This is a genomic window from Phyllobacterium myrsinacearum (genome assembly GCF_002980555.1).
Taxonomy (GTDB): Bacteria; Pseudomonadota; Alphaproteobacteria; order Rhizobiales; family Rhizobiaceae; genus Phyllobacterium; species Phyllobacterium myrsinacearum.
Genome location: NZ_PVBT01000002.1, coordinates 285822 through 311678 on the forward strand (window position 1 = coordinate 285822; position 25857 = coordinate 311678).

Genomic DNA, 25857 nt, shown 5'->3' on the forward strand with positions numbered 1-25857 from the left:
TTTCTTTTTTGTTTGACAGCGCCCTATACATTTGGTCTTATTCTACTATAAAACATTATATAACATAATAATAGAATAACAAAGGGGACTGTCATGAAATCACTGAAACTCGCACTCCTGTTGGGTTCGGCGCTGGTTGCCCTCAGCCCAGCCGCCTTTGCCCAGACCAAGGGCGGCGTCATCAATGTCGCGACCATCGGCGAGCCGCCGACACTCGATGCCATGGCATCGACGGCGGATCTGGTCGGCATTGTTTCGCAGCACATTTTCGAGACGCTCTACACCTTCGATGAAAACTGGAACCCGACACCATTGCTGGCGGCAAGCCTGCCGGAGATTTCGGCCGATGGCAAAATCTACACGATCAAACTGCGCACCGGCGTCAAATTCCACGACGGCACCGACATGGATTCGGCCGATGTCGTTGCGTCGCTGAAGCGCTGGACCCAGATCGCCTCGCGCGGCAAGCAGGTTGCGCCCCTGATCACGTCGATTGACGCGGTTGATGCCTCGACGGTCCGCATCACGCTCAATGCCCCGCATGCACCGCTGCTGTCGCTGCTGGCGTTCAACAATGCCGCAGCGATCATCCTCCCAAGCGAAAAGCAGCAGAACCCGATGACCGAGCCGGTCGGAACGGGCCCCTACAAGCTGAAGGAGCGCAAGGCGGACCAGTATATCCAGCTCGTGCGCTTCGACGGCTACAAGTCTCCCGAAGGGCGCGAGAATGGCTATGGCGGCGCGCGCCATCAATATCTCGACGAAATCCGCTTTGTTCCCGTCCCCGATGCCAATACCCGGGTTGAAGGCGCGATTTCCGGCCAGTTCGACTATGCCGACAGTCTGCCTGTCGAGGCCTATGACCGCCTGAAGGGCCAGAAGGTCACCGAGCCGGTGCTGCTGAAGCCGTTCGGCTGGCCGGTCTTCGTGCTGAACACGGCACAGGGCCTGACCAAGAGCCAGGACATGCGCCTGGCGATCCGCGCTGCGCTCAACGTCGAAGACATGCTGGCCGCCGCGTTCGGCAGCAAGGATTTCTATGCGCTCAATGGATCGTTCTATCCGGCATCCTATAGCTGGGCCAGCGATGCCGGTGTCAAGGATGGCTATAATATCGGCGATCCCGAAAAGGCTGCGGCGTTTCTGAAGAAGGCCAGTTATGACGGCAAGCCGGTGCGCATTCTCACCAGCCGCCAGTATGAATTCCACTACAAGATGGCGCAGGTCGCGGCGGAATATCTGAAGGCCGCCGGGATCAATGTCGATCTGCAGGTCGTCGACTGGGCAACGCTGACCCAGCGCCGGGCCGACCCTACGCTTTGGGATATCTATATCAGCCACAGCCCGTTCCTGCCGGAGCCTGCCTTGATCGGAGCGCTGTCGACCAGTGCGCCGGGCAATTGGGATACGCCGGCCCGCAAGGTGGCGGTGGATGCCTTCAATGCTGAAACGGACCCGAAAAAGCGCATCGCATTGTGGGCCGAGGTGCAGAAGGTGATCTACGCGGAAGCACCGATCATCAAGATCGGCGATTTCAATGCGCTGTCGGCCAAATCGCCCAAGCTGGAGCACTTTACCCCGGCGCCCTGGCCCTATTTCTGGAACGTATCGCTCAAGCAGTAATCCGAGGTGAACAAAGGCGGGCGGCGCAAGCCGTCCGCTGGCAGTCCATTCTCATCGCTGTAGCAGGATAGAACCGACCCAATGCTTCGTTACATCTTCCAACGCTTTGTCGGCATGATTGTCGTGATGTTCCTGGTGGTGACCATCGTGTTCATCATCGTGCGCGTCACGCCCGGCGATCCGGCGGCCGTCATGCTCGGACCGGAAGCAACCGCCGCCGATATCGCGCAGCTGCGGACAGCGCTCGGGCTCGACCGTTCCATCCTCGTCCAGTACGTCTATTTCATCGGCCAATTGCTGCAGGGCGATCTCGGACGGTCGATCTTTCTCGATCAGCCCGTGCTGACGGCATTGGCGCAGCGCGCCGAGCCGACGTTTTTCCTCACGGTTTTCTCGATCCTCATCGCCAGTGTCATCGCGATCCCCATCGGGGTCTATGCCGCCTACCGGCGCGGATCGGTCTTTGATCAGGCCGCAACGGCGCTTGCCATGCTGGCCGCCAGCATTCCAAGCTTCTGGCTCGGCCTGATCCTGATGCAGGTCTTTGCCGTCCGTTTCGGCATTTTCCCGGTCTCGGGCTACGGCGGACCGGACACGACGCTGGGCGTGCGGCTGTATCACCTTGTCCTGCCGGCTTTTGCTCTGGGAATCGTTTCATCGGCGCTGATCATGCGGTTTACCCGCGCGTCGATGCTGGACGTGCTGGGCGATGACTATATCCGCACCGCCCGTGCCAAGGGCGTTGTCGAACGCAGCGTCGTTCTCAAGCACGCGTTCAAGAATGCGCTGATCCCGATCATCACCGTCGTCGGCCTGACGGCTGCCGTGCTCATCTCCGGCGCGGTGGTGACGGAGACGGTGTTCGGCCTGCCCGGCGTCGGCAATCTGGTCGTCTCTGCCGTTCTGCGCCGCGATTACCCGGTCATTCAGGGTGCGCTTCTCATCATCGCCGGGCTCTACGTCCTCATCAATTTCGCCATTGACATGCTTTACCTCGTCGTTGATCCAAGGGTGCGCTACTGATGACCGATATCGTTTCACCCGTTCCCGCCAGCGAGCGCAGCAAGTTCCTGCGGGTTCTCCTGCGCCGCAAGACTGTCCTGTTTGGCCTGATCGTTCTGGCAATCTTCATCACGCTGGCCATTCTCGCGCCGCTCATTGCGCCCTATGCGCCGAACAAGCTGTCGATCGTCAACCGGCTGAAACCGCCAAGTGCCCAATGGATTTTCGGCACCGATGAATTCGGGCGCGACGTGTTCTCGCGCACGATCTATTCCGCCCGGCTGTCGCTGCTGGTTGGTTTTGCCGTGGTGGTGCTTGCCTCGCTCATCGGCGTGACCCTCGGCATTCTCGCCGGTTTTTTCCACAAGCTCGATGCGCCGATCACCCGGCTGATCGATGCGATGATGGCATTCCCCGACATCCTGCTCGCCATTGCGCTGGTTGCGGCGCTTGGCCCCTCGCTGACGACGGTGATCATCGCGCTCAGCATCGTTTATGCGCCGCGGCTGGCGCGCGTGGTGCGGGCCTCGACGCTGGTCATCCGCGAATTGCCCTATGTGGAAGCCGCCCATGCGCTCGGCATTTCGACGCCGCATATCCTGACGCGCCATATCCTGCGCAATCTGCTCTCGCCCATCCTCGTCCAGGGAACGTTCCTGTTTGCCCATGCCATGCTGGCGGAGGCGGGCCTGTCTTTCCTCGGTCTCGGTGTCAGTCCCGAGGTGCCAACCTGGGGCACGATGATTGCCGCCGGCCGGCAATATGTCGGTCAGGCCGACTGGATGACCCTGTTTCCCGGCATTGCCATCGTGCTCTCCGTTCTCTCCCTGCAAATGGTCGGCGATGGCTTCCGCGACCTCCTAGACCCCCGCCTCAGAAAGGATCTCTGATCATGCCCGCCCCCTCCGCAACCGATGGCCGTTTGCTGCTGACCAATGTCAAGCCGGTTGCCTTTGGCCCCAACACGCCTTCCGGCAGCATCGATATCCTGATCGGCGCAGACGGAAAAATCGCCGAATTCGGCCCCTCCCTGAACGTCGCCGGCGACATCAGGCGCGTCGACCTGAAGGGTGCCTGGATTTCGCCCGGCTGGACCGATCTGCATGCCCATGTCTGGCATGGCGGAACCGATATCTCGGTTCGCCCGCAAATCTGCGGTGTCGAGCGCGGCGTGACGACCATCGTCGATGCGGGCTCGGCCGGTGAAGCGAATTTCCACGGCCTGCGCGAATACATCATCGAACCAGCAAAGGAGCGCATCAAGGCTTTCCTCAATCTCGGCTCGATTGGTCTTGTCGCCTGCAACCGCGTCAGCGAACTCAGCGATATCCGCTCCATCGATCTCGACCGCACTGTCGCCTGCGTCAATGAGAACCGCGACCACATTGTCGGCCTGAAGGTGCGAGCCAGCCACGTCATCACCGGCTCCTGGGGCGTAACGCCGGTCAAGGTCGGCAAGAAGGTGGCAAAGATTCTGAAACTGCCGATGATGGTGCATGTGGGCGAACCGCCCGCGCTCTACGACGAAGTGCTGGAGATTCTGGGACCGGGCGACATCATCACCCATTGCTTCAACGGCAAGGTCGGCGCCAGCATCATTGAAGACGAGGATCTGTTCGAACTGGCGGAGCGCTGCGCCGGAGAAGGCATCCGGCTCGATATCGGTCATGGCGGCGCGTCGTTCTCGTTCCGCGTGGCGGAGGTTGCCATCAGCCGCGGCCTGCTGCCGTTCTCCATCTCGACTGATATCCACCTGCACAGCCTGAACTATTCCGTGTGGGATTTGGGAACGACGATGTCGAAGCTCCTGAGCGTCGGCATGCCGTTCGATAGGGTTGTCGAGGCCGTGACGCTTTCGCCGGCATCGGCCATCGGCCTGCCGACCGACAATCTCCTCTCCGTCGGCAAGCCGGCCGAGTTCACCATCTTTGAACTGGTCGATTCTGATCTCAGCGTCATCGATTCCCTGGGCTACGAGGCGACGCTGCACAAACTGTTCGAACCGCGCATGGTGGTTCTGGGCACCGAAACCATCGCGGCGAGCCGCTATCAACCGGTGAAGCCTGAACTGGTCAATCACCGCCATACCCATTCATACCGCTAAGGAGCTCGCGTGAATCCTTCATCCAGTCCGGCTGTCGACGCCGGCACATCTCCTTACACCAGGCTGAAGGCGCTGGGCATCGTGCTGCCGCCGGCACCGCGTCCGATTGCCAATTTCGTCACCCACATCCAGGAAGGCAATATGCTGTACCTGTCGGGCCAGGGCCCGCGCGAGGATGATGGCTTCATGCATACGGGCAAGGTGGGCGAGACCGTCAGCATCGAGGACGCCTATGCCCATGCCCGGCTGACCGGCATCAACCTGCTGGCGGTCCTGCATTCCGCCCTGGGTGATCTTGGCCGCGTCAAGCAGGTGGTCAAGCTGCTGGGCATGGTCAATGCCGTGCCTGACTTTGCCGATCATCCGCTTGTGATCAACGGATGCTCCGATCTGCTGATCGACGTGTTCGGCGACGCGGGACAGCATGCCCGCTCGGCCGTCGGCTTCGGCTCACTGCCGGGCAACATCACCGTGGAGATCGAGGCGATCATCGCCTTGAGGGACTAGGAATGACTGCGCCAGCCCATCACCGTTTCGATCCGTTCGGCAGATGCCTTGACCTCGGCCGTATAGCGCTCGGGGTCGTCGGCAATCTTCTGCTCGGGCAGAACGATGGAGATGGTGGCAACGCAGGTGCCCTTGTCGTCGCAGACGGGCGAGGCAACACAGGCGACGGCGTAGTCGGATTCGCCCGCCTGGATGGAAATGCGCGATTGCAGCGCCTCGGCAGCGGCTTTCGACAGCGCTGCCGGTTCGATGACGGCGCGGCCGGTGGGCGAGGATTTGGCGCAGCGCTTGAACAGATCAAGCCGTTCGGCTTCCGGCAGATGGCCGACAAGCAGGCGGCCGGATGCGGTCCAGTTCAGCGGCACGCGGGTGCCGACGCGCGAGGTGACATGGAAATGGCCGGGACCATCGGCCATGGCCAGAACCATCATGTGGTCGCCGTCGCGGCCGCACACCTGCACCGTTTCACCCGATACGCGGCTGAGATTGTGCATTTCGTGGTTGGCGACGTCGAGAAAATCCAGCGAGCGGGCATAGGCGAGGCCGTAGTGGTAAAGCCGTGCACCCAGCCAGACGGAGCCGTCATTGTTGCGGGAGAGAAGGTTCTTCTCAACCAGATCGTCAATGATGACGTAGACGGTCGACAGCGGCGCCCCGATGGCCTTGGCAATGCCGTAGACACCGGCCGGACTGCCGGTTTCGTAGAGGTAATCCAGGACCTGCAAGGCACGGTCGATGCCGCTGACACGGGAACGGCGGCCCGTCGCTTCCGGTTGTTCGGTTGTCTCAAGACCGGGGGCAGCGCCCATGTCTGATGTCTTTGCGTCCACGTTCAGGCTCCTGGCAGGCTCGATTGATCGTCAAACAGTTTATTACATTATAATGGCATATATGCCTAGAAAATGGAATGTGTTGCAAGCGGCAACATTTCGAGGAGATTAGCATGACAGACTCTCACAATCCCGACGATATTCGCGAAACGCTCGGCTTGCGACCCGTTATCAACGTGTCCGGCACGATGACCTCGCTGGGGGCGTCGATCGTGGTCCCGCAAGCCGTCGCCGCCATGACAAGCATTCTTCCGCAGTTCGTCGAGGTCAACGACCTGCAGAAGAAGGCAAGCCCGGTGATTGCCCGGTTGACAGGCGGCGAAGCCGGCTTTGTCACGGCGTCCTGCTCCGCCGGCATCAGCCTCGCGGTGGCGGCAGCCATGACGGGAAATGATCTTGCCGCCATCGAACGCCTGCCCGACACCACGGGGTTGAAGGACGAAGTCATCATCCAGATGGGCCACGTGGTCAGCTATGGCGCGCCGGTCGATCAGGGTATCCGGCTCGCCGGTGCCAAGGCCATTCTGGTCGGTCAGGCAACATCCTGCTATCCCTATCACCTGGATGGGGCGATCAACGAGCGCACCGCTGCCGCAGTGTTCGTTGTCTCGCATCACACCGTCCAATACGGCCTGGTTGCGCTGAAGAAATTTGCCGAAGTCTGCCATGCCCGCGGCGTGCCTGTCATCGTTGATGCGGCCTCCGAATATGACCTCAGGATTTTTCTGGAGCAGGGGGCGGATATCGCGCTCTACTCGTCGCACAAGTTTCTCGGCGGCCCGACGGGCGGTATCGTTGCCGGTGCCAAGGATTTCGTCCGCAACACCTTTCTGCAGAACATGGGCATCGGCCGTGGCATGAAAGTGGGCAAGGAGAGCATTCTCGGAACCATCGCCGCGCTGGAAGCCTGGGAAAAGCGTGACCATGCGGGTATCCGTGAGCGGGAAACCGGTTATCTCAACCTCTGGCAGCAGACGCTTGCGGGCAAGCCGGGCGTCACGGCAGTCATCGAACCCGATCCGACACACAATCCGCTCGACCGCCTGCGCGTCACCATCGATCCGCAGGCCGCTCATATCTCCGCCTGGGATCTCGCCGATGCGCTGGCACAGGGCTCGCGCCCGGTGATCGTCCGGGACCACGAGGTTGAGCACGGCTATTTCTATATGGACCCGTGCAATCTGCATCCCGGCGAAGAGGCTATCGTTGCCAGCCGCCTGACCGAAGAACTCGGCAAGGCACGCGCATCCAACGCGATCATCTCGACCCCGGTTGAAAACCGCTACACCCGCCGCATGGCCGGTCTCATGCGCTGGCCCGATTGATCAGCGCGTCGCCCTCAGCCAACGGAAAGGATTTATAAGCATGGAAAACCGTCAGCCTTCTCCTTCTGACAAGGGGAGTAATGCACTTGCTCCGGTCCTGTCGGTTTCCAATCTGACGACATCCTTCCAGTCCGACGGCAAGTGGCGGCCGGTCGTGCGCAATGTGTCGTTCGACGTGGCGCCGGGCGAGACGGTGGCCATCGTCGGCGAATCCGGTTCGGGCAAGAGCGTGACATCGCTGTCCATCATGCGGCTGTTGCAAAAGGACAAGAGCCGCATCGAGGGCCGGATCGTGTTGGGCGGCAAGGACATCCTCGCGCTGCCTGAAAACCAGATGCGGGCGGTGCGCGGCAATGACGTCGCCATGATCTTTCAGGAGCCGATGACCTCGCTCAATCCGCTGTTCACCGTGGGTCAGCAGATCAGCGAGGCCCTGCTCTGCCATTCCGCCATGTCGCGGGCGGAAGCCAAGGCCGAAACGATCCGGCTTCTGGAAAAGGTGCGCATTCCCGCCGCGCAATCGCGCTTCGACGAATATCCGCACCGCTTCTCCGGCGGCATGCGCCAGCGCGTGATGATTGCCATGGCGCTGGCCAGCAAGCCGAAACTGCTGATCGCGGATGAGCCGACGACGGCGCTTGACGTGACGATCCAGGGCCAGATTCTCGACCTGATCAAGCTGCTGCAGGAAGAGGAGGGCACATCCGTCCTCTTCATCACCCACGATATGGGCGTCGTCGCCGAGATCGCCGACCGCACCGTTGTCATGTATAATGGCGAGGCGGTGGAAACCGGAAAAACCGAGGACATCTTTGCCCGTCCCCGGCATCCCTATACCCGTTCGCTTCTCTCGGCTGTTCCCATTCTCGGCTCGATGAAGGGACACAGGCGTCCATTGCGCTTTCCGGTGGTGGACCGTGCAACCGGCACGTCGGATGTGCCTGTCGAGGCCGCCGACACCGTCAAGACGGATGCCAGGCCATTGCTCGAGGTGAAGAATCTCACCACGCGCTTCAATATCCATTCAGGCATGTTCGGCCAGCTGGAAGGCCGCGTGCATGCGGTGGAAAACCTGTCTTTCACCCTGCAGCCTGGCGAGACGCTGTCGCTCGTCGGCGAATCCGGTTGCGGCAAGTCGACGACCGGGCGTTCGATCATGCGCCTGGTGCAGCCGCTCAGCGGCGAGGTGCTGCTCAACGGCGAAGACGTGCTGACCATGGAGCCGAAGCGGCTGCGCGATATGCGCCGCACCATGCAGATGATCTTTCAGGACCCCTTTGCCAGCCTCAATCCTCGCATCACCGTAGGTGCGGCGATTGCCGAGCCCTATCTCGAACACAGGCTGGGAACGCGCACGCAGGCCCGCGAGCGTGTCGCCGATCTCCTCGAGCGGGTCGGGCTGACGGCGGATATGGCAAGCCGCTATCCGCATGAATTTTCCGGCGGCCAAAGGCAGCGCGTGTGCATTGCCCGCGCACTCGCCCTCGATCCGAAACTGATCGTTGCCGATGAATCCGTCTCGGCGCTGGATGTGTCGATCAAGGCGCAGGTCATCAACCTTTTGCTCGATCTGCAGGCAAGCCTCAACCTCGCCTATCTCTTCATCTCGCACGATATCGCCGTGGTCGAACGGGTCAGCCATCGTATTGCGGTGATGTATCTCGGTGAAATCGTCGAGATTGGATCGCGCGCAGCCATCTTCGAGAATCCACAACACCCCTATACGCGCAAGCTCATTTCAGCCGTGCCAGTGCCCGATCCGTCACGGCGCGGCATCAAGCGGCCGGTCTCCAATGACGAGATCAAGAGCCCGGTGCGCACGCCGGACTTCATTGTGCCAGTGCGGCAATACAATGAAGTCTCGGCGGGGCATCTGGTTCAGGTGCAGTAGCGCCCTTACTTCGATTTCTTGGAACCGACCAGTTCGTCCCATTTGCGGAAGGCGAGGACCATCTTGTCCGGCTTCAGCGGCAGCTCGATCGGGTTGTTGGCGATAAGCCCGGCATATTCCTCCCGGCCGAACTGCTTGATCACGTCCTGGCTGTGCTGCGGTGCCATGGACAGCGGCACGTTCTTCACCGCCGGACCCGGATAGAGATAGCCCTCATCATAGGAGTAGGCCTGTGCCTTGGGGGTGAGCAGGAAAGCCATCAGATCGAGGACCACGGCCGCCTTGTCGTCGGCGATGCCCTTGGGCATGCACATGAAGAAGGCGTCGGAAACCCAATGGAACCCCTTGAGGGTGCCGATCTTCGCCGTTTCGGGCACGATGCCGAGCGCGCGCGGATTGATGTCCCAGCCGGTGGTGCTGATGATGATGTCGCGCGATCCCTCGCCGAATTCCTTCATCGTCGCGCCGGTTCCGGCCGGATAATAATCGATGTACTGGCCGAGATCGGCGAGATAGGCCCAGGTCTTGTCCCAGCCATTGACCGGATCCTGCGGGTCCTTGTCGCCGAGAATATAGGGCAGCCCCATCATGAATGTGCGGCCGGGACCGGAATTGGTCGGGCGGGCATACATGAAGCGTCCGGGATTTTCCTTGGCATAGGCCAGAAGTTCTTCCGCGCTGGTCGGGACCTTCTTGACCCGTTCCGGATCATATTCGATCAGCGGGCCCGAGGGGTAATAGTTGACGACGACACCGTAGCCGTCGCCCTGCGCCTTGTGCAGGGCGAGCGCGGCGGGTTCGTAGTTTTCCTCGATGCCTGGAAACGTGTCGGCGAAATCCGGCAGGATTTTCAGCCATGTTTCATTGGCAAGCCCGGCCGCCAATCCATCGCTGCCGGTCAGAACGATATCGATATCGACGCGGCCCGCGCTCTGCTGCGCCTTGAGCTTGCCGGCAAGTTCCGTCACCGGCGCCTTGGTGAAGATGATCCGCGATGCCCGCTCCGGATAGGTCTTGGCATAGTCCTCGAATGCAGGCTGGATCAACGCCAGTGCACCGCCCACATCCATCACGGTGATGACAACCGGTGCCGCGGGCAGGGCGGGCGCCTTGGCCCAGGCGGGCATCGCGCCTGCCATCGCCGATGCGGTCATGCCGCCGAGCAGCACCCGGCGGTTGATTCGAAACTGGTCATTTCCCATTTGCATTCCCCTTTATTGTTCTTGGATATTTCAGTGGTAATTTCTGATCTCGTCGCCGATGCGGACGCTGCGGATGGCCATGCTGTCCGACCAGTCGATTTCCGCATGCGGCAGGGTGATGTTGCGGGCACGCAGGGCCGGTTCCAGTGCAACCAGCAACCGCGTCGATGCCATTTCAACGGCCTGTTCGAAGGATGCGATGCCCCAACGGACAAGGTTGCGCACCCCGTCATCGAGACAGAGGGACGATCCGGCAAGCCCCGTCGTTCCGGGCAGGCGCACCGTGCCGTCTGCGCTGCGCTCGATGCGCATGCCGGCGAAATCATAGGTGCCTGCGGGAACGGCGGCTGCGGCGATGGCGTCGGTTACCAGGGCGCAACGTTCGAAACCCTTGGCCCGCATCAGCGATTTCAGCGCCTTGGGCGGAAGATGAATGCCATCGGCAATGAAGGTCGCCAGCAGCCGGTCTTCGCCAAGCTGGGCAAAGAGCGGATTGTCGAGCTTGGGCATGATCTGCGGCAGGCCATTGCCGAGATGGGTCGACAGGGTTGCACCGGCCAGCGCCGCCGCTTCGACCATGGCGAAATCTGCAGCCGAATGGCCGATTGCAACCAGAATATCCCGCGCCGCCATGGCCCGGATGAAATCGAGGCCGCCGGATATTTCGGGCGCGAGGGTCACGAGCAGGATGGGCCGTTTGATCCTGTCCTGCAGGCGCGTGACCAATGCGGGATCAGCCGCCGTCATCGCACCCGCCGGATGGCACCCGGAAAAGCCCTGTGCCGGATTGAGGAACGGCCCCTCAAGATGATAGCCCGGACACATCAGCGGGCCGAGACGGCTCGTGCTGACGCAGCGGTCGAGCGCGGCAAAGCGTGCGTCCAGTTCATCGGGATGGGCGGTGATGATCGTCGGCAGGCATGTGGTGACGCCCGTTGCCAGCATGGCCTCCAAGGCGTGATCAAGCGCGTCCGGCGTCAGGTCTGCGGCGTTGAAATCCACCCCGGCAAACCCGTTGACCTGGATATCGACGAGGCCCGAAGTGATCATGACAGTTTCGACGCCGAGTCCGGATCGAGCAGCAGGATTGTCTGCGGATGGGTCTGGACGATCGAGGCGGGATGGCGTGGGTCGACCGGACCTTCCAGTGCGTCCTTGACGGCCTGCGCCTTGCGCGCGTCGGGCACGGAAAGGATGATGAGGCGGCTCTTGAGGATTTGCCGGATGCTCATCGAAATGGCCTGCTCAGGCACGGCATCCAGCGACGGGAACCAGCCTTCACCCATCTGCTGCCTGCGGCAGGCCTCGTCCAGTGTCACCACAACGTAAGGCTCGTCCGTTTCGAAGTCGGCGGGCGGATCGTTGAACGCCAGATGGCAGTTCTCGCCGATGCCGGCAAAGCAGACATCGATATCGTGTTCGGCGATCACAGCGCCAAGGCGCGCCGCTTCTGCCTGCGCATTGGTTTCGGCATTGACCGGATGAAACGTTACATCGCCGCCGAGCGGTGCGATAAACCGCTCCTGCAGATATTTGCGGAAGCTGGCGGGGTGGGTGATGTCCATGCCGACATATTCATCGAGATGGAACGCCGTGACCCGCGACCAGTCGATGCCCTCCGCCGCAACGAGATTTTGCAAAAGTTCGAACTGGCTGGCGCCGGTTGCCACAATGATCGACGCCTTGCCCTTCTGCGCAATGGCCTGGCGGATCGCCGCTGCGCCAAGCGCGGCGCCGGCCGCGCCGAGGGCCTGCTTGTCAGATAAAATACGCGTATCGACCATGGGCTTTACCAACCTTCTTGCATATGCTTTTCACCGTGGCCGCCATTGTAAGCATAGCTGTCCATGGCACCGCAAGGTATTTTAGAATAATATTGTTCAAAAATAAGAACGAGGGCGTTTCCGCATGATTCTGACGGTTGACGAGACACATTATGACGATGCCCACCAGCGTGACTGCGCCCGGGTCGTGGCGCTTGTCTCCGGCGGCGGTCAGCATTCCCGCCCGGGCATTGCCGAAGCGCTCGACATGACCTCGACCACGACATCGAAGGTGGTGGGGGACCTGATCGTGCGCGGCCTGCTGGTGGAAACGGCGGGCGAAAAAAGCGGGCGGGGCCGCCCGGCCATCCGGATCGGCCTCAACACGCAGCGTTTCGCCGCAACGGTCATTCACGTGTCGAGCCGTTCGCTGCGCGGCACGCTGGTGGATTTCGGCGGCCGGACGCTGGAACGCCTCAGCCTCGATATGCGGGCCGACGCCGACCGCGACCAGATGACGGCCGCCATGCGTGATCTGGTCACGTTTCTAGCGGGCAAATGCCCGGCTGATATGCAGCATATCGGGACGTCCGTGTCGGTGTCCGGCGTTGTCGATGTCGAAAGCCGCACCTGGCTGCTCACCTCGCGCTGGCCGAAGATTCGTGATTTTGACCTGGCGGCGGCGCTGGCCCCGGTGACCCCGGAGGTTCTCGTCTGCCGTCATCTTGATGCCGAACTCAATGCCCGCATGCTGCAGGACCCCATTTATGGCACTGACAATACCTTGCTCCTGCACTGGGGCTGGGGCATTGGCCTGGCCTACAGCGTGAACGGCGATCCGTTCATCCGTGCGGGCGGTCCGTTCGGTGAAATCGGCCATTGGCGTTTCAACCGGCTGGGAGAGCGCCCCTGCGGCTGCGGCAATCATGGCTGTCTTGAAACGGCGGCATCGCTCTGGGCGCTGCTGCCGCGGATGCTCGAACGGTGGCCGTCCCTGTCCGAGAACGAGGAAGTGCTGGCCGGGCAAATGGCCCGGCGGCCCCTGCTCGACATGGACGATATGCGCACCGGGGTCGAGCTGATGGCGCGATCCCTCGCCAATGTCTGCCGCCTGCTTTTTCCCAAGCGGGTTATTGTGACCGGACCATTCATTGCCAATGCGGATGTCTGGCAGGCGTTCGAACAGGCCTTTCGGGCGGAAGGGCTGATCGGCACGCTGGAACTGCCGGTTCTGATCGCGGACAAATCGAGCGAGGAGTTCGCCATTCTCGGTGCCGTGCGGCCGCTGTTCAATCTGGGGCTTGAGACATTCATCCGATCGTGAGATGACACTGGCTGCGAACATCCGATTGCACCAACGCCACGGCCCCGCCGGAAGAACACAGCAGGACACCACACGGATCATGACCCAGCAATTCATCGATCACCTCACGAGCGAGCTGAAAGGCTTGAAGGCGTCCGGGCTTTACAAGTCCGAACGGGTCATTACCTCCAAGCAGGCCGGGCAAATCGAGGTTTCCGGCGGTGCCAGGGTCCTGAATTTCTGCGCCAACAACTATCTCGGTCTTGCCGACAATGAGGAACTGGCGCAGGCCGGGAAAGCCGCGCTCGACCGTTACGGCTATGGCATGGCTTCCGTCCGTTTCATCTGCGGCACGCAGGAAGAGCACAAGCAGCTTGAGTCGCGTATTTCCAGCTTCCTCGGACTGGAAGACACGATCCTTTATTCCAGCTGCTTTGACGCCAATGGCGGCCTGTTCGAGACCCTTCTGGGCGAAGAGGATGCGATCATTTCCGATGCGCTGAACCATGCCTCGATCATTGACGGCGTGCGCCTGTCGAAGGCGAAGCGCTTCCGCTATGCCAACAACGACATGGCGGCGCTGGAAGAAGAACTGAAGAAAGCCGAAGGCAGCCGGTTCAAGCTGATCGCCACCGACGGCGTCTTCTCCATGGACGGCATTATCGCCAATCTCGGCGGCGTGTGCGATCTCGCCGAAAAATATGGCGCCATGGTCATGGTCGATGACAGTCATGCGGTCGGCTTTGTCGGCAAGCATGGCCGCGGCTCGGCCGAACATTGCGGCGTCGAAGGCCGGGTCGATATCATCACCGGCACGCTCGGCAAGGCGCTGGGCGGTGCATCCGGCGGTTATACCTCCGGGAAGGCCGAGGTGGTCGACTGGCTGCGCCAGCGGTCGCGGCCCTATCTCTTCTCCAACACGCTGGCGCCGGTCATTGCCGCTGCCTCGCTGAAGGTCTTTGACCTGATCGATGGGGGTGCCGGGCTGCGGGCGCGCCTCAGCGCCAACGCCGCGCATTTCCGCAGGGATATGAGCAAGCTCGGCTTTACCCTTGCCGGCGCCGATCATCCGATCATCCCGGTCATGCTGGGCGACGCAGCGCTGGCGCAAGACATGGCGGCGCGCATGCTGGAAAAGGGCGTCTATGTCATCGGTTTTGCCTTCCCGGTCGTCCCGAAAGGCCAGGCGCGCATCCGCACGCAAATGTCTGCTGCCCACACCACCGAAGATGTCGCCCGCGCTATAGACGTCTTTGCCGAAGTCGGGCGTGATCTCGGCATCATCAAATAGGAAACACACCATGTCGAACATGATGAAGGCACTGGTAAAGGCAAAGGCCGAACCCGGCATCTGGATGGAACACGTTCCCGTGCCGGAGCCCGGTCCCAACGATGTGCTGATCCGCGTCAAGAAGTCTGCCATCTGCGGCACCGACGTTCATATCTACAATTGGGATCAGTGGGCGCAGGCGACGATTCCGGTGCCGATGGTTGTCGGGCATGAGTTCTGCGGCGAGATTGCCGACATCGGCTCGGCGGTCACAAAGTATAAGGTCGGGCAGCGGGTTTCCGGCGAGGGGCATATTGTCTGCGGCACCTGCCGCAACTGCCGGGCGGGCAGGGGCCATCTTTGCCGCAACACGCTGGGTGTCGGCGTCCATCGTCCCGGCTCGTTCGGCGAATATGTGTGCATTCCGGAATACAATGTCGTGCCGATTCCCGATGATATTTCCGACGAGATCGCCGCGATTTTCGATCCGTTCGGCAATGCGGTTCACACCGCGCTGAGTTTCGATCTGGTGGGCGAGGATGTGCTGGTCACGGGCGCCGGGCCCATCGGCATCATGGGTGCGCTGGTTGCCAAGCGTTCGGGCGCCCGCAAGGTCGTCATCACCGACATCAATCCGTCCCGCCTTGCGCTTGCCAAGAAACTGGGCATCGATCACGTGGTCGATGCATCGAAGGAAAACCTCGCCGACGTCATGCGCCAGATCGGCATGACGGAAGGTTTTGACGTCGGCCTCGAAATGTCCGGCGCCGCGCCGGCCTTCCGCGACATGATCGACAAGATGAACAATGGCGGCAAGATTGCCATTCTCGGCATCGCGCCGACGGGCTTCGAGATCGACTGGAACAAGGTCATTTTCAAGATGCTCAACCTGAAGGGCATTTACGGCCGGGAAATGTTCGAGACCTGGTACAAGATGATTGCCTTCGTGCAAGGGGGGCTTGATCTCAGCCAGATCATCACCCACCGCCTGCCGATCGATGATTTCCAGGCGGGTTTCGATGCCATGCGCTCGGGAAGCTCGGGCAAGGTTGTCCTGAGCTGGCACTGAAATAGTGCCCTGTTTCGCAATGACGCCATTTCATGGCGTCATGATCGGCGCAGCAATGCGCCGATACATGTAGTTCATGGTGCATCCGGAGGTTTTTGCCCATGACCAAGATGCTTGCCACCGTCCGTAGTCCTGAAGAAGCGGATATCGCCCTTCAGTGCGGTGCCGATATCATTGACGTACCAGCATCTGATCTGGAAGCGCTGCAGCCCTATGCAAAGGCGGCGCGCGGCAAGGCCGTGCTGTGTGCAACGCTGCCACAGGCGCCGCTTGCATCCCGTGCCGGGGAACTGGCCGGTGCAGGGCTCGGTTTCATCGGCATTCCGGTCGAAGCGTCCACGCCGCTCCATTCGCTGCCCGATTTGCCCGGTTCGACACGATGGATGGCGGTCGTTCACGTGGACCGGACGCGCGATCTGCCCGATATATCCGGCCTGTCGTCTCAGGGTTTTGCCGCGATCATGCTGGATACCAGCAACGGATCGCGGCTTTTAAACCATGTGTCGCTTGCCCAAATCGACGCCTATGTGCGGGAGTGCCATGCGCTTTCGATTCTGGTCGGCATTGCCGGTGCGCTTGAAACGCCGGATATTCCGCGGCTTCTTAGCTTCCAGCTCGATATTCTGGGTTTCAGGGAAGCCCTTTTCGACACGGCACATGCGGGCGCGATCAGTGTTGAGGCGGCGTCGCGAATCCGCGAGCTCATTCCTCAGGAGCGGCAGGGCAGTCTTGCGCCGGGTGTCGACTATCAATTGCTGGCCGCGCGCGGCTATTTCCCCGATCCGGCCGAAGAGGGGCTTGGTACGGACAAGATTTTCGTGCGTGACTTCGTCCTGCCTGTTCATATCGGCGCTTACAGTTTCGAGCACGGCATTGCCCAGAAGATGCGTTTTGACGTAACGGCGGAAGTCCTGCGTGTCACTCGCAACCCTGAGGACATGCGCCATATCGTGTCCTACGACCTGATCATGGATGGCATTCGCGCCATCGTTGCCCGTGGTCATGTCGAGCTGTCGGAAACACTGGCCGAGCGTATTGCCGCCTTCATCCTCGAGAATCCGCGTGTCACCCGTGTGGTGGTACGGGCCGAAAAGCTGGAGCTGGGGCCGGGGGGCGTGGGTGTCGAGATCGAGCGCAGGCGCGAGACGCAGATCGCGCCGGTCCTGCCCGCGAACGTGCCCGCATCGCACCGCAGGCGCGATCATTGAGCATCAGGCTTGCGCTATGATTTCAGGCTGAGTATCTCGGCAGCCGTCGGACGGCCCGTTACGGCGCGCTGAATGGCTTCTTTGGTCGCCTGGTAGTTGTAGTCGTGTATCCTGCTGTCGTCGCGCGCCTGCCAGTGAATGAATACGCCGACGCAGATAAACAGATTGTCGGCTTCCTCGAGCGGGATCACGCCTTCCGCAACGCAATCGCGCACCGCCTTGGCAATACCCGATTGCGCCGGCCCGAACAGCTGCATGGCCTGACCGGACCCGCGGATCGTAACCTTGTTGTACATCACCGTATTGGGCTTGCACGGCAGGTTCGGCTCGATCACGGCAAGCACCGACGTGAACCCATCCTTGTTGTTGGTCAGGGCGTTGCAGAACGCGGTTTCCACCGCGCTGCCGCGCGGGCCGATCAACAGGTCGATATGGGCAACCTCATTGCCTTCGCCGACCAGGGATTCTCCCACCATGACTCTGTTGATGATCTGCATGCCGATTCCTCCATCTCGCGCAGCTATAGCCCAAGATGCCGATGCGGGAAACGGCCTGTATTCGGCGGCCCGTCAGAGCGTCAGATCGAGTGCCTGCAGCCGCCGCGCGATGTCCGGCTTGCGATCGGGATGGACGGCGAGGATGTTCGCCACGTGTTCGGCTGGAAAAGCCATGCTCGCAGCATGGGCGGTCGGCAGGGGCGCGAGCGCTCCGGGACGAACCTCCCACATGTCGTAACCATGATCGGCCAGTTGTTCGAAAATCCTGCCGGGTGTCGATTTTGACAGATTGGCAAGGAGTTCACGATTGATCTCGACAAGGATCGCGGGCTTTGAAGCGGCTATCGTGGCGGCGGCGCCGGCGAAGAACAATCCTTCGGCGCCCTCAATATCAACCTTGATGGAATCGGGTTTGCGTTTTTTTGCCATGGCATCGAGCGTTTCCACCCGCGTGCTGCGTGTGCAATCGGTATCCCTGGAACCGGGAACAAGGCTCGTCGCCCCGGCATTGATCGTATATTCGGCATCATTCAGTTGCATGGTGCCGGGCGCGTCGGCAAGTGCCAGCTTGTGCAGCGTTATGGTCTTTGCAAGCCTGTTTTCAGCAATCGATTTGCTGAACAGATTCCACAAATGCGGCAATGGTTCAAACGCCAGGATTTTGCCGCGGAAGCCGGGCTTGCTTGCCAGCGACAATGAATAATATCCGACATTGGCACCCACATCGATGAACAGGCCGTCATCCGGCGTGATCGCCTTGATGATCTCGAGGTCGAATTTCTTGTGCTGGCCGTTGAAAATGCCGAAGGTCATGTAATACTGGCGAAGATCCAAATAAATTTTGAAGTTATTTTTTGTTTCATAGAGTATCTCCACGCTTTCGCGCACGAAATTCTCGAAAACAACATCCGCATGCCTGTGGTGAAATTCCGGGGATGACAGGAAGCGCCGCCGGTGTTCGTCAAATGCTATATCCGAGATGTCGAGTAAATTATCGGTAATTAGTTTTATTTCTTCCGAATTTGCTTCACGTCCAAGGATAAATTTGTAGCAACTCATAATGTCATTGTAACTCGTCATGACGCCTTCACATTCATTCGGATTGACCTGCTACGGAAATGAAATTCAACCTGCTAGCGCGCAGTCTGAACAGCACTTGCCAACAATTCATCCAATACTTCAAAATGTCCACTCCAATCTTGCGATGCATGACGCGATTGACTGCGGTATTCACGGGTATGCGCTTCAATCGCCGCCCGCCAGCCCAGGCCGTCGCAGGGATCGAGCAGCGTTGCCTGGTCGCCGACAATTTCCTTATGGGAGGGAATATCGGATGCGATGATGGGTGTGCCCGTGGCCATGGCTTCGGCGACCGGCATGCCATATCCCTCGACGAAGGACGGGGCGAGCAGGGCGGCGGCACCGGACATCAGATCGGCCAAAGCTGCATCCCCCAGATCCGACACTTCGATCACCATATTGCGCAACTGGGGGCATCGGTCCAACGTGGCAAAGACCTGCGCGTTTTCCCAGCCGCGTTTGCCGGCTATCACCAGGCGCGGCGCGCTGTCGCCATCGCGGTCGACGAGCCAGCGCCATAATTGCAGAAGCAGGATGTGGTTCTTGCGCGGTTCAATGGTTCCGACAATGACGAAATAGGGATTTCGGGTACGGGAGACGCCCGCACGGCGCACCTGGCGAAAGCTGTTCTCGATGCCCGGCGGCAGTATCGCCGTGGGCGGTGCGACGCGCCCGCGTTCGTCGGCAAACGAACGCAGCGAGCGGGCCGTTGTCTGGGAATTGCACAGGACGAGACCGGCATGTCGCAAAACAGTCTCCATCCGCTGCAGGTGGCGCTGGGGTTCGTTCTTGCGGACGAATTCCGGATGGGTCACGGGGATGAGGTCATGGACGTAGAAAACGCCGCTGCGGCGTTTGCCGTCGAGCCATGAAAAGGCGGCAGGCCTGTCGAGATTGGTGTGGGATACATGGACGAAAGGGGTGTTGCGCACCATCGGTCCGGCCGGAAGCAACGTCCGCAAGGTCTTTCTGGCCGCCAGCGCCCATTGTTTCGCCTTCGCCGGTTGCGATCCGGCTGGAGCAGGCCTGATATCACACCAGGAAATGCGGCCATCGATGGCCGCGTAAATCTGTTCCAGCTCGGCGGACTGCTTTGGGCTCAATGCCGTACCGGACCAGCGCGCGCTCAGGTCGGTTATCAATCCCGCCGCACGCCCCTCATTGATCGCAATCGGCTTGTTCCGGCCCATCTCGACAAAAAGCGAGCTGCGTGCTCTCGCCCAATGCGCGTATTGCAGTTCAAAACGATCAATGCCGGTCGGCGTCGAATAATGCGAGCGCCCGATCAGGCGCGAGATGTCCATGGCTATTGCATTCATCGTGCCCACCCAATCCGGCGTAACGACCGGCGCAAAAGGCCAGTCTTGTTGTGTCGTGTCGCGTGAATTTCATCGATAATGTCTTCCACCTCGCAGGGCAGACCGGTGTCGCCGGAGAGATAGCTGGGATAGAGAATGAGGACCCCTGCAATGAGTGCATCGAGCGGGAGCGCGCGCCGCGGGCGCAGCGGCGTGACGGCGTCATGGGTCAGGCCCCAGCCCGCGTAAAACGGCAATCCGTAGCACCAGACCGGCCGTTGCCGGATCAAGGCTTCAAAGCCCAGCTGCGACGTGGCGACATGCACTTCGTCGCTGGCGTCCAGAAGGGCGTCGAGCCCGACATTGCCGGCGACAAGGTCGGCTAGGGTGTCAAGCGCGGCGGCATCGCAAAGGCCCTGCCGCTTTCCCGCCAGCAGATCGGGATGTTCCTTGTACACCAGGAACGCGTCCGGGCGGCGTGCCCGCACCATCTGCAGCAATTGGAGGTTCGAGAGGCCGCCGGTGAGGCCAAACCGCAGGGAGGCGTCGTCCGGCACCTGTCCGGCCACGGTAATGATGCGGCGACCGGCGGCGAGCGTGCGGTAGTCCGGCGACGCGGTGGCGTTGAGATTGTATTTGCTGATCCCGTATTGAACGATCCGCTGGCGCAGTCGGGCTGCCCGTGCAAGCAGCAATGGATCGAACGATGCCGTGCGCAACAGCCTCTCCAGGCCGCTTTCGCGGGTGGCATCGTAGTAGAGTGCCTCCCGGTCGATACAAAGCGAAGAAGCTGGTGTCAGCTTGGCGCCAAGTCCGGCGGAACGGATGAAGCCATCCTCGATATGCAGAACAGGCAATGTGGCGGCGTGGGCCTCGCCCTTTCCCGGCATCTCGGCATTCTGGCCCCAGCGCACGAGATAGTCTGCCCGTGCCAGCTGCTTTTTCGTCGGCTTGTCGCCGCAGAAACTGACGGTTGACCAGGGGCCCTGCAGCAGATGCCTGATCGTGGGCCGCTTGTGACGCGAGAACCCCGCACAAAGATAGATGCCGCGCCGTTGCAGCGCACGGTGCCGCCAGGCGACCAGCCTGTCGATGGCCTTTTCGGCCGTGGTTTGCTGCTTTGTCACCGGGTCGACATAGAGGGCATACTGGAGCAATGTTGCCGCGACAAAGGCATCGAGGCTGACCGGGCGCCTGCGGCGGCGCAATGCCGCATCGGCAACGGCTCCCTCGGCCCAGTCCCGCGTCAGACCCCAGCCGGCGTAAAAGGGAACACCAAATGTCGTGACGGGGATGGACCGCAATATCGCATCGAAGCCGAACTGGCTGGACACTGTCCAGACTTCATCGACGACGTCGAGCAAGGCATGCGGCGATATGGCCTCATCGATAAAGCGGATGTTCGGCCTTCCCGCGAGATGGCCGAGATACCCCCTGGCATAACCGGCAGCAATGTCCGGATGGCTTTTGACCAGGACCGTTGCCCCGGGCACGGCGCAGGCTTCATTGGCCATATGCCGGAAGGCATGTTCATCGGCACCCGCTCCCGTCACCGAATAATCGCCGGCCACCTGATCAATGAGCAGGATCCGCCTGCCATGGGTGGCGGGCAGGGCAATCTGTTGGTCCGGAAAATGATTGTATTTGGTCAGCCGATGTTCAACGATCATGGCGCGCAGCGTGCGGGCGCGGGCGAGATCCGGCTTTCCGGCACCCCGCTGCAGCAATTCTTCCAGGCGCGATGGCTGCGCGGCATTGAAATAGATGCCGAGATCGTCCGCCACCATGGAAACCGGCGGCGCCCCGGCCTTGCCGAGGCCCACCGACCGGAGAAAGCCGTCTTCCAGCGACCAATAGGGAATGCCGCGCATGGCTGCCAATCGTCTTCCGAGGCGGGCGAGCGGCTTCTCGCCCCAGCCGACAACACCATCGGCGTCGCTCCAGGCAATTTCCGCCGGTTTTATCGAGGCGGCACCGAGCACCGGTCCAATCAGCGGGAACCGCAAGCGCGTCGGCAGGAATGCCAGCAGCGTGGCACCCTGCGGCGGCAGCCAGTTCGCCTGTATCGCCGCCGCAATTGCTGCCTCGCCGGCGTTTGCCGGTCCTGCTGCGTGGAAGGGGAGCGACCGCACAAAATTCATGGTGATCCGTTCGGAATATCGGGCGACAGCGGGGGGAAGGGTTCGCGTTGTGGCGAGGCTCCCGCAATTTCGGTTGGCTTTTCCGCCAACGGTTCGGAGGACGGCGAGGGGATATCGACAGGGATCACCTTCAGGTCCCGCTGAATGCGTTGCACGACGCGCTTGCTTGTGGCATCGATCAGATTGCGCAGGTAGAAGCTGCCATTGACGAGGCTTTCCTCATGCATGCGCGCATTGAATGCCTTGACGGCGTCGCGGCGCGGCGGAACCGGATATGTCCAGAAATCATCCATTCCAGCCGTATCGTCCAGGTCGCCGCTGTGACGGCCCCAGACCAGATCGCGCTTGTTGTAGATCGCTTCGCCGAGGGAAAGCACGGGTTTGCCATGGTTCAAAGCCAGCAGCCCGGAGGTGCTGTTGACCGTCACCAGGCCCAGGGAATGGCGTATCAGCAAGCCGATGGAACCATCGTCGACAATATGGACGCGCTCGGCACAGCCGGCGATCCGCGCCAGTTCCATGGCAAATGGCCGGTAGCTTTTGTGGCCGCGGTCCATCGGATGCACTTTGATCACCAGATGATGCGCCGGGGCGGCATACCGCCGGAATGAGCGGATGCTTTCGGTGATGAGCTTTTCCATGGTCCAGCCGCGGCCATGCCGCAGGAGCTGCTGGTCATCGTGCACCTGCAAGGCAACGACGAAATACTGATTCTCCAGATTCTCGATCAGATTGAGCATCAGCTCGTTGTTTGCGGGATAATGACGGATCTTCCGGTAGAAATTCCGGGTCCAGAGAATGGTCTCCGACAGAATGCCACGGCTGCGATGATGGATATTGCCGCGAAAGAAAACGGCGCCGGCCGTCTTTGCCAGGTAGTAGCGGACGGCAAACAGCGTCATGGCGCGGAAAAGGTTGCCTCTGACGGGCTCCACCGGGAGTGAGGACGATGCGGACCGCGCAGGCTGGGGTCTGCGGAGAGGTGACAGCGCATTGTTCCCATCCCATTCGCAGGTGATGAAATTGGGGCGCACATAGCCTTCTTCAAAACAGGAGACAGGTACGCCGGCGCGCAGTGCAACCATGATCGCCTGGCGGTGGTAGGGCCGGCTGTCGCCGAACAGGACGATTGCCTCCGGCCGCCTGCTGCGGATGAACGCCGCCAGCCAGTCTGACCACGCATCCATGGAGCCGCAGAAATTCAGCGTTCCGGGCCCGTGCGAAAACAGCCAGTCGCCCCCGTTGAAGTTGACCTTGAGGACATCAAAGCCCTCCGCTTCAAATGTGCCGGAAAGGGTGCGGAAAAAGGGGCCGACGGGACCCTGAAGCAGCAGGATAAGGGGCTTTTGCGAGGAGATGCAACGGCTTGTACGTCCGCGGATCGGAAATGGAACGATTGTGCCAGATTGCCCGGATTTCTCCTTCACAGGTCGTCACGCCCCTTCGCAATCGGTTCACAATTGACGTTACGCCAACAGAACCCAAAACAAACGCAATTTCAGATAGTTATTTCATTGGGATTTTTGCGGCGCTATACTAATTCCGCCAGAACAGATATATTTACGACAATAAGGTGTGTATTTGTTTTTTGATGGTTGCTGTTGTACATTTGTATTCTAATAACTTTAATTATACCAATAGTTACATGCAGTTGTAATTGCGGAATGTTTATTTTCACTATATCTTGGTCTTGTGATGGATGGCATGAGGCTGCTGGCGGAGGCGACGATGGGTTTGGCATTATCCGGCAAAGATTCTGAATCCGGACTCTCGACAGCCGGGTGCCTCCTCGCATGACGCGGCTCAGTCCCAACGACGAATTCCTTGATTACCTGACGCTGGTTGATCTCAGTCAGTCCGAGGTCGAGAAGGCCCGCAAAGACCACTGGACGATACGCCTGGTGGCACTGTTGCGCCGGCATGCATTGCTGGTTCTGATGGTGATACTCCCGACGACGCTTGCCACGGTCTATTACGGTGTCATTGCTTCACCCCAATATGTATCGGAAACGCGCTTTGTGGTGCGCAGTCCCAACAGGAATGCAGCGGGTCTCCTGAGCGGATTTCTGCAGAGCACGGGCTTCGTTCGCGCTCAGGACGATAGCTACGTGGTGATGGAATATATTGAGTCGCGCGCAGCCGTTGCCACGCTCGAAGAGAAAACAAATCTGCGCGAGATATTGTCCCGGCCCGGCCTCGATTTTCTTAGCCGGTTCCCCCGTATCTGGGGCGATGCGACGGAAGAAGCGCTTTATCAGCACTATCTCAAAATCATGAAGATCGATACGGATTCCGGCGGCGGCATAACCACCCTTGAAGTGCGCGCCTCCCGCCCGGAGGACGCGCAACAGCTGGCGGAGGCGCTGCTCGATGGCGCGGAGGCTTTGATCAATCAGCTCAATGAGCGGGCGCGTCAGGATGCCATACGCTATGCCAAGCTTGAGGTTACCGACAGCGAGGGCCGGATGACGCAGGTGCAGAAGTCGCTGACGGAATTCCGCAACAAGGTGGCCATGATCGATCCCAGCAAGCAATCGGCGGCCATGCTCGACATGATTGCGAAGTTGTCGGATGAGGTGGCGAAGAACAAGGCCCAGTATACGGCGCTTATCCAGCAGGCGCCGCAAAGCCCGCAGATACAGTCGCTTCGCAGCAGCATCGATGCGATGGAGACGCAGATCAGCATGGAGCGGGCCCGGGTCGTGGGCGGCGATGCGTCCATGGCGCCGTTGATCGCTCAGTATGAACAACTGCTCCTGCAGCGCGAACTCGGCATGCGCATGCTGGAATCATCATCGGCGTCGCTTGAGAACGCCAAGATCGAAGCGCAACGGCAGCAGCTTTACCTGGAGCGGATCGTCAACCCGAATCGACCGGACTATGCCTTGTATCCAAAGCGCCTGCGGTCGATCCTGCTTACCTTCGTGATGTGCTTTGCCGCATTCTGGATCGTCCGTTTCATGTTCAACCAAATTTACGAGCACGCCGAGACATGAACCCTTTGGACACCCTCACATTCTCCAATCCTGGCGATGTGCCGCGTCAGTTCACTGCCAATATCCCATCGCCCGGCGGATTGTCGAAGGACGGCACCATCGGGGTCTATAATCTGGTCAAGGAATATCCGGTCCGTGGCGGAACCCGGCGCGTCCTCGACGATATCAGCTTCGAAGTGCGCCCCGGTGAGAAGATCGCGATACTCGGCCACAATGGCGCGGGCAAATCCACCCTGGTCAGGTTGATTGCAGGTATAGAGCCGCCCACGGCCGGCCGCGTGGTGCGTTCCATGTCGCTGTCCTGGCCTATCGCCTTGAGCGGCGGTTTTGGCGGGTCGATGACCGGCTTCGACTGCATGCGGTTTCTCGCGCGCATCTATAACAGGCCACTCGACGAGATTCGCGATTGTGTCGAGACCTTCAGCGATCTCGGCAAATACCTGCAGATGCCGATCAAAACCTATTCTTCCGGGATGCGCGCGCGCCTGTCCTTCGGTCTGTCCCTTGCGATCGATTTCGACTGCTATCTCATCGATGAGGTCATTGCTGTTGGCGACCAGCGCTTTCAGCGCCGGTCATTTGATGAGCTGTTCGTCAAGCGCAGGGATCGCGCGATGATTATCGTTGGCCACAGCCTGGATATCATCTCGGACCAGTGCAAATCGGCGCTTGTCCTTAAAAGCGGGCGAGGGCGGGTCTTCGACGACGTCAAGTTCGCCTTCAGTATCTACGCTTCATTGTAAGCGCC

The 25857-nt window shown here is 60.5% G+C and carries 22 protein-coding genes; 13 read left to right on the forward strand and 9 right to left on the reverse strand.

All coding sequences use genetic code 11. The features are described 5' to 3' along the window. Positions 1–93: 93 nt before the first annotated feature. The 5 genes from C5750_RS08280 to C5750_RS08300 all read left to right on the forward strand — a co-directional run bounded on the left by C5750_RS08280 (position 94) and on the right by C5750_RS08300 (position 5236). The gene (locus C5750_RS08280; RefSeq protein WP_105733397.1) at positions 94–1623 is read left to right on the forward strand and encodes an ABC transporter substrate-binding protein; all 1530 of its coding nucleotides are present in this window, start codon (positions 94–96) and stop codon (positions 1621–1623) included. An 81-nt stretch (positions 1624–1704) separates the two neighbouring features. Beyond that, positions 1705–2646: an ABC transporter permease gene (locus C5750_RS08285; RefSeq protein ID WP_162800202.1), complete on the forward strand. Its 942-nt coding sequence runs from the start codon at positions 1705–1707 to the stop codon at positions 2644–2646. Then, on the forward strand, positions 2646–3515 hold the full coding sequence (locus tag C5750_RS08290) for an ABC transporter permease (RefSeq protein ID WP_105733398.1): 870 nt from the start codon (positions 2646–2648) through the stop codon (positions 3513–3515). The genes C5750_RS08285 and C5750_RS08290 overlap by 1 nt, the downstream gene beginning before the upstream one ends. Before the next feature lie 2 nt (positions 3516–3517). Next, positions 3518–4729, forward strand: a complete 1212-nt coding sequence (locus C5750_RS08295; RefSeq protein WP_105733399.1) for an amidohydrolase/deacetylase family metallohydrolase — start codon at positions 3518–3520, stop codon at positions 4727–4729. Positions 4730–4738: 9 nt separating this feature from the next. Next, positions 4739–5236: a RidA family protein gene (locus tag C5750_RS08300; protein WP_105733400.1), complete on the forward strand. Its 498-nt coding sequence runs from the start codon at positions 4739–4741 to the stop codon at positions 5234–5236. Here C5750_RS08300 and C5750_RS08305 read toward each other — a convergent pair. Further along, positions 5233–6066: an IclR family transcriptional regulator gene (locus tag C5750_RS08305; protein WP_374042759.1), complete on the reverse strand. Its 834-nt coding sequence runs from the start codon at positions 6064–6066 to the stop codon at positions 5233–5235. The genes C5750_RS08300 and C5750_RS08305 overlap by 4 nt on opposite strands. Positions 6067–6179: 113 nt before the next feature. Between C5750_RS08305 and C5750_RS08310 the strand changes: the two genes are divergently transcribed. Together C5750_RS08310 and C5750_RS08315 are read left to right on the forward strand one after the other, a co-directional pair. After that, positions 6180–7391 (forward strand): aminotransferase class V-fold PLP-dependent enzyme, encoded by a 1212-nt coding sequence (locus C5750_RS08310; RefSeq protein ID WP_105733402.1) that lies wholly within the window; start codon positions 6180–6182, stop codon positions 7389–7391. Positions 7392–7431: 40 nt separating this feature from the next. Beyond that, a complete protein-coding gene (locus tag C5750_RS08315) occupies positions 7432–9282 on the forward strand; it encodes an ABC transporter ATP-binding protein (RefSeq protein WP_105733403.1) in 1851 nt (616 codons plus the stop codon). 5 nt (positions 9283–9287) lie between these two features. Here C5750_RS08315 and C5750_RS08320 read toward each other — a convergent pair whose 3' ends face one another. Genes C5750_RS08320 through C5750_RS08330 form a run of 3 tightly spaced genes read right to left on the reverse strand, consistent with a single transcriptional unit; the run spans position 9288 to position 12268 of the window. Continuing rightward, positions 9288–10484 carry an ABC transporter substrate-binding protein gene (locus C5750_RS08320; protein ID WP_105733404.1) on the reverse strand — a complete coding sequence of 399 codons (1197 nt, stop codon included), beginning with the start codon at positions 10482–10484 and terminating at the stop codon, positions 9288–9290. 30 nt (positions 10485–10514) lie between these two features. Beyond that, the gene (locus C5750_RS08325; protein WP_105733405.1) at positions 10515–11534 is read right to left on the reverse strand and encodes an N-acetylglucosamine-6-phosphate deacetylase; all 1020 of its coding nucleotides are present in this window, start codon (positions 11532–11534) and stop codon (positions 10515–10517) included. Further along, positions 11531–12268 carry a glucosamine-6-phosphate deaminase gene (locus C5750_RS08330; RefSeq protein ID WP_105733406.1) on the reverse strand — a complete coding sequence of 246 codons (738 nt, stop codon included), beginning with the start codon at positions 12266–12268 and terminating at the stop codon, positions 11531–11533. Before C5750_RS08330 ends, C5750_RS08325 begins: the two co-directional genes overlap by 4 nt. 124 nt (positions 12269–12392) lie before the next feature. Between C5750_RS08330 and C5750_RS08335 the strand changes: the two genes are divergently transcribed. From C5750_RS08335 to C5750_RS08350, 4 genes are all read left to right on the forward strand, one after another. Continuing rightward, positions 12393–13571, forward strand: a complete 1179-nt coding sequence (locus C5750_RS08335) for an ROK family protein (RefSeq protein ID WP_105733407.1) — start codon at positions 12393–12395, stop codon at positions 13569–13571. Between the two features lie 79 nt (positions 13572–13650). Next, positions 13651–14841, forward strand: a complete 1191-nt coding sequence (locus tag C5750_RS08340) for a glycine C-acetyltransferase (RefSeq protein ID WP_105733408.1) — start codon at positions 13651–13653, stop codon at positions 14839–14841. 10 nt (positions 14842–14851) lie between these two features. Beyond that, entirely contained in the window at positions 14852–15889 is a 1038-nt protein-coding gene (tdh, locus tag C5750_RS08345; protein ID WP_105733409.1) for an L-threonine 3-dehydrogenase, read from the forward strand. A 101-nt stretch (positions 15890–15990) separates the two neighbouring features. Further along, entirely contained in the window at positions 15991–17097 is a 1107-nt protein-coding gene (locus tag C5750_RS08350; RefSeq protein WP_105733410.1) for a (5-formylfuran-3-yl)methyl phosphate synthase, read from the forward strand. A gap of 14 nt (positions 17098–17111) precedes the next feature. Here the strand turns inward: C5750_RS08350 and fae are convergent, their stop codons facing one another. The 5 genes from fae to C5750_RS08375 form a co-directional block, all read right to left on the reverse strand. Then, positions 17112–17594 carry a formaldehyde-activating enzyme gene (fae, locus tag C5750_RS08355; protein ID WP_105733411.1) on the reverse strand — a complete coding sequence of 161 codons (483 nt, stop codon included), beginning with the start codon at positions 17592–17594 and terminating at the stop codon, positions 17112–17114. Between the two features lie 72 nt (positions 17595–17666). Next, entirely contained in the window at positions 17667–18428 is a 762-nt protein-coding gene (locus C5750_RS08360; RefSeq protein ID WP_245421041.1) for an FkbM family methyltransferase, read from the reverse strand. A 299-nt stretch (positions 18429–18727) separates the two neighbouring features. After that, a complete protein-coding gene (locus tag C5750_RS08365; RefSeq protein WP_105733413.1) occupies positions 18728–19993 on the reverse strand; it encodes a glycosyltransferase family 4 protein in 1266 nt (421 codons plus the stop codon). Further along, positions 19990–22113: a capsular polysaccharide biosynthesis protein gene (locus C5750_RS08370; RefSeq protein ID WP_105733414.1), complete on the reverse strand. Its 2124-nt coding sequence runs from the start codon at positions 22111–22113 to the stop codon at positions 19990–19992. Before C5750_RS08370 ends, C5750_RS08365 begins: the two co-directional genes overlap by 4 nt. Then, a complete protein-coding gene (locus tag C5750_RS08375; RefSeq protein ID WP_245421042.1) occupies positions 22110–23540 on the reverse strand; it encodes a capsular biosynthesis protein in 1431 nt (476 codons plus the stop codon). The genes C5750_RS08370 and C5750_RS08375 overlap by 4 nt, the downstream gene beginning before the upstream one ends. A gap of 366 nt (positions 23541–23906) precedes the next feature. Between C5750_RS08375 and C5750_RS08380 the strand changes: the two genes are divergently transcribed. Both C5750_RS08380 and C5750_RS08385 read left to right on the forward strand, forming a co-directional pair. Beyond that, entirely contained in the window at positions 23907–25109 is a 1203-nt protein-coding gene (locus C5750_RS08380; RefSeq protein ID WP_105733415.1) for a KpsE/RkpR family capsule polysaccharide export protein, read from the forward strand. After that, entirely contained in the window at positions 25106–25852 is a 747-nt protein-coding gene (locus C5750_RS08385; RefSeq protein WP_105733416.1) for an ABC transporter ATP-binding protein, read from the forward strand. The genes C5750_RS08380 and C5750_RS08385 overlap by 4 nt, the downstream gene beginning before the upstream one ends. Positions 25853–25857 lie beyond the last annotated feature (5 nt).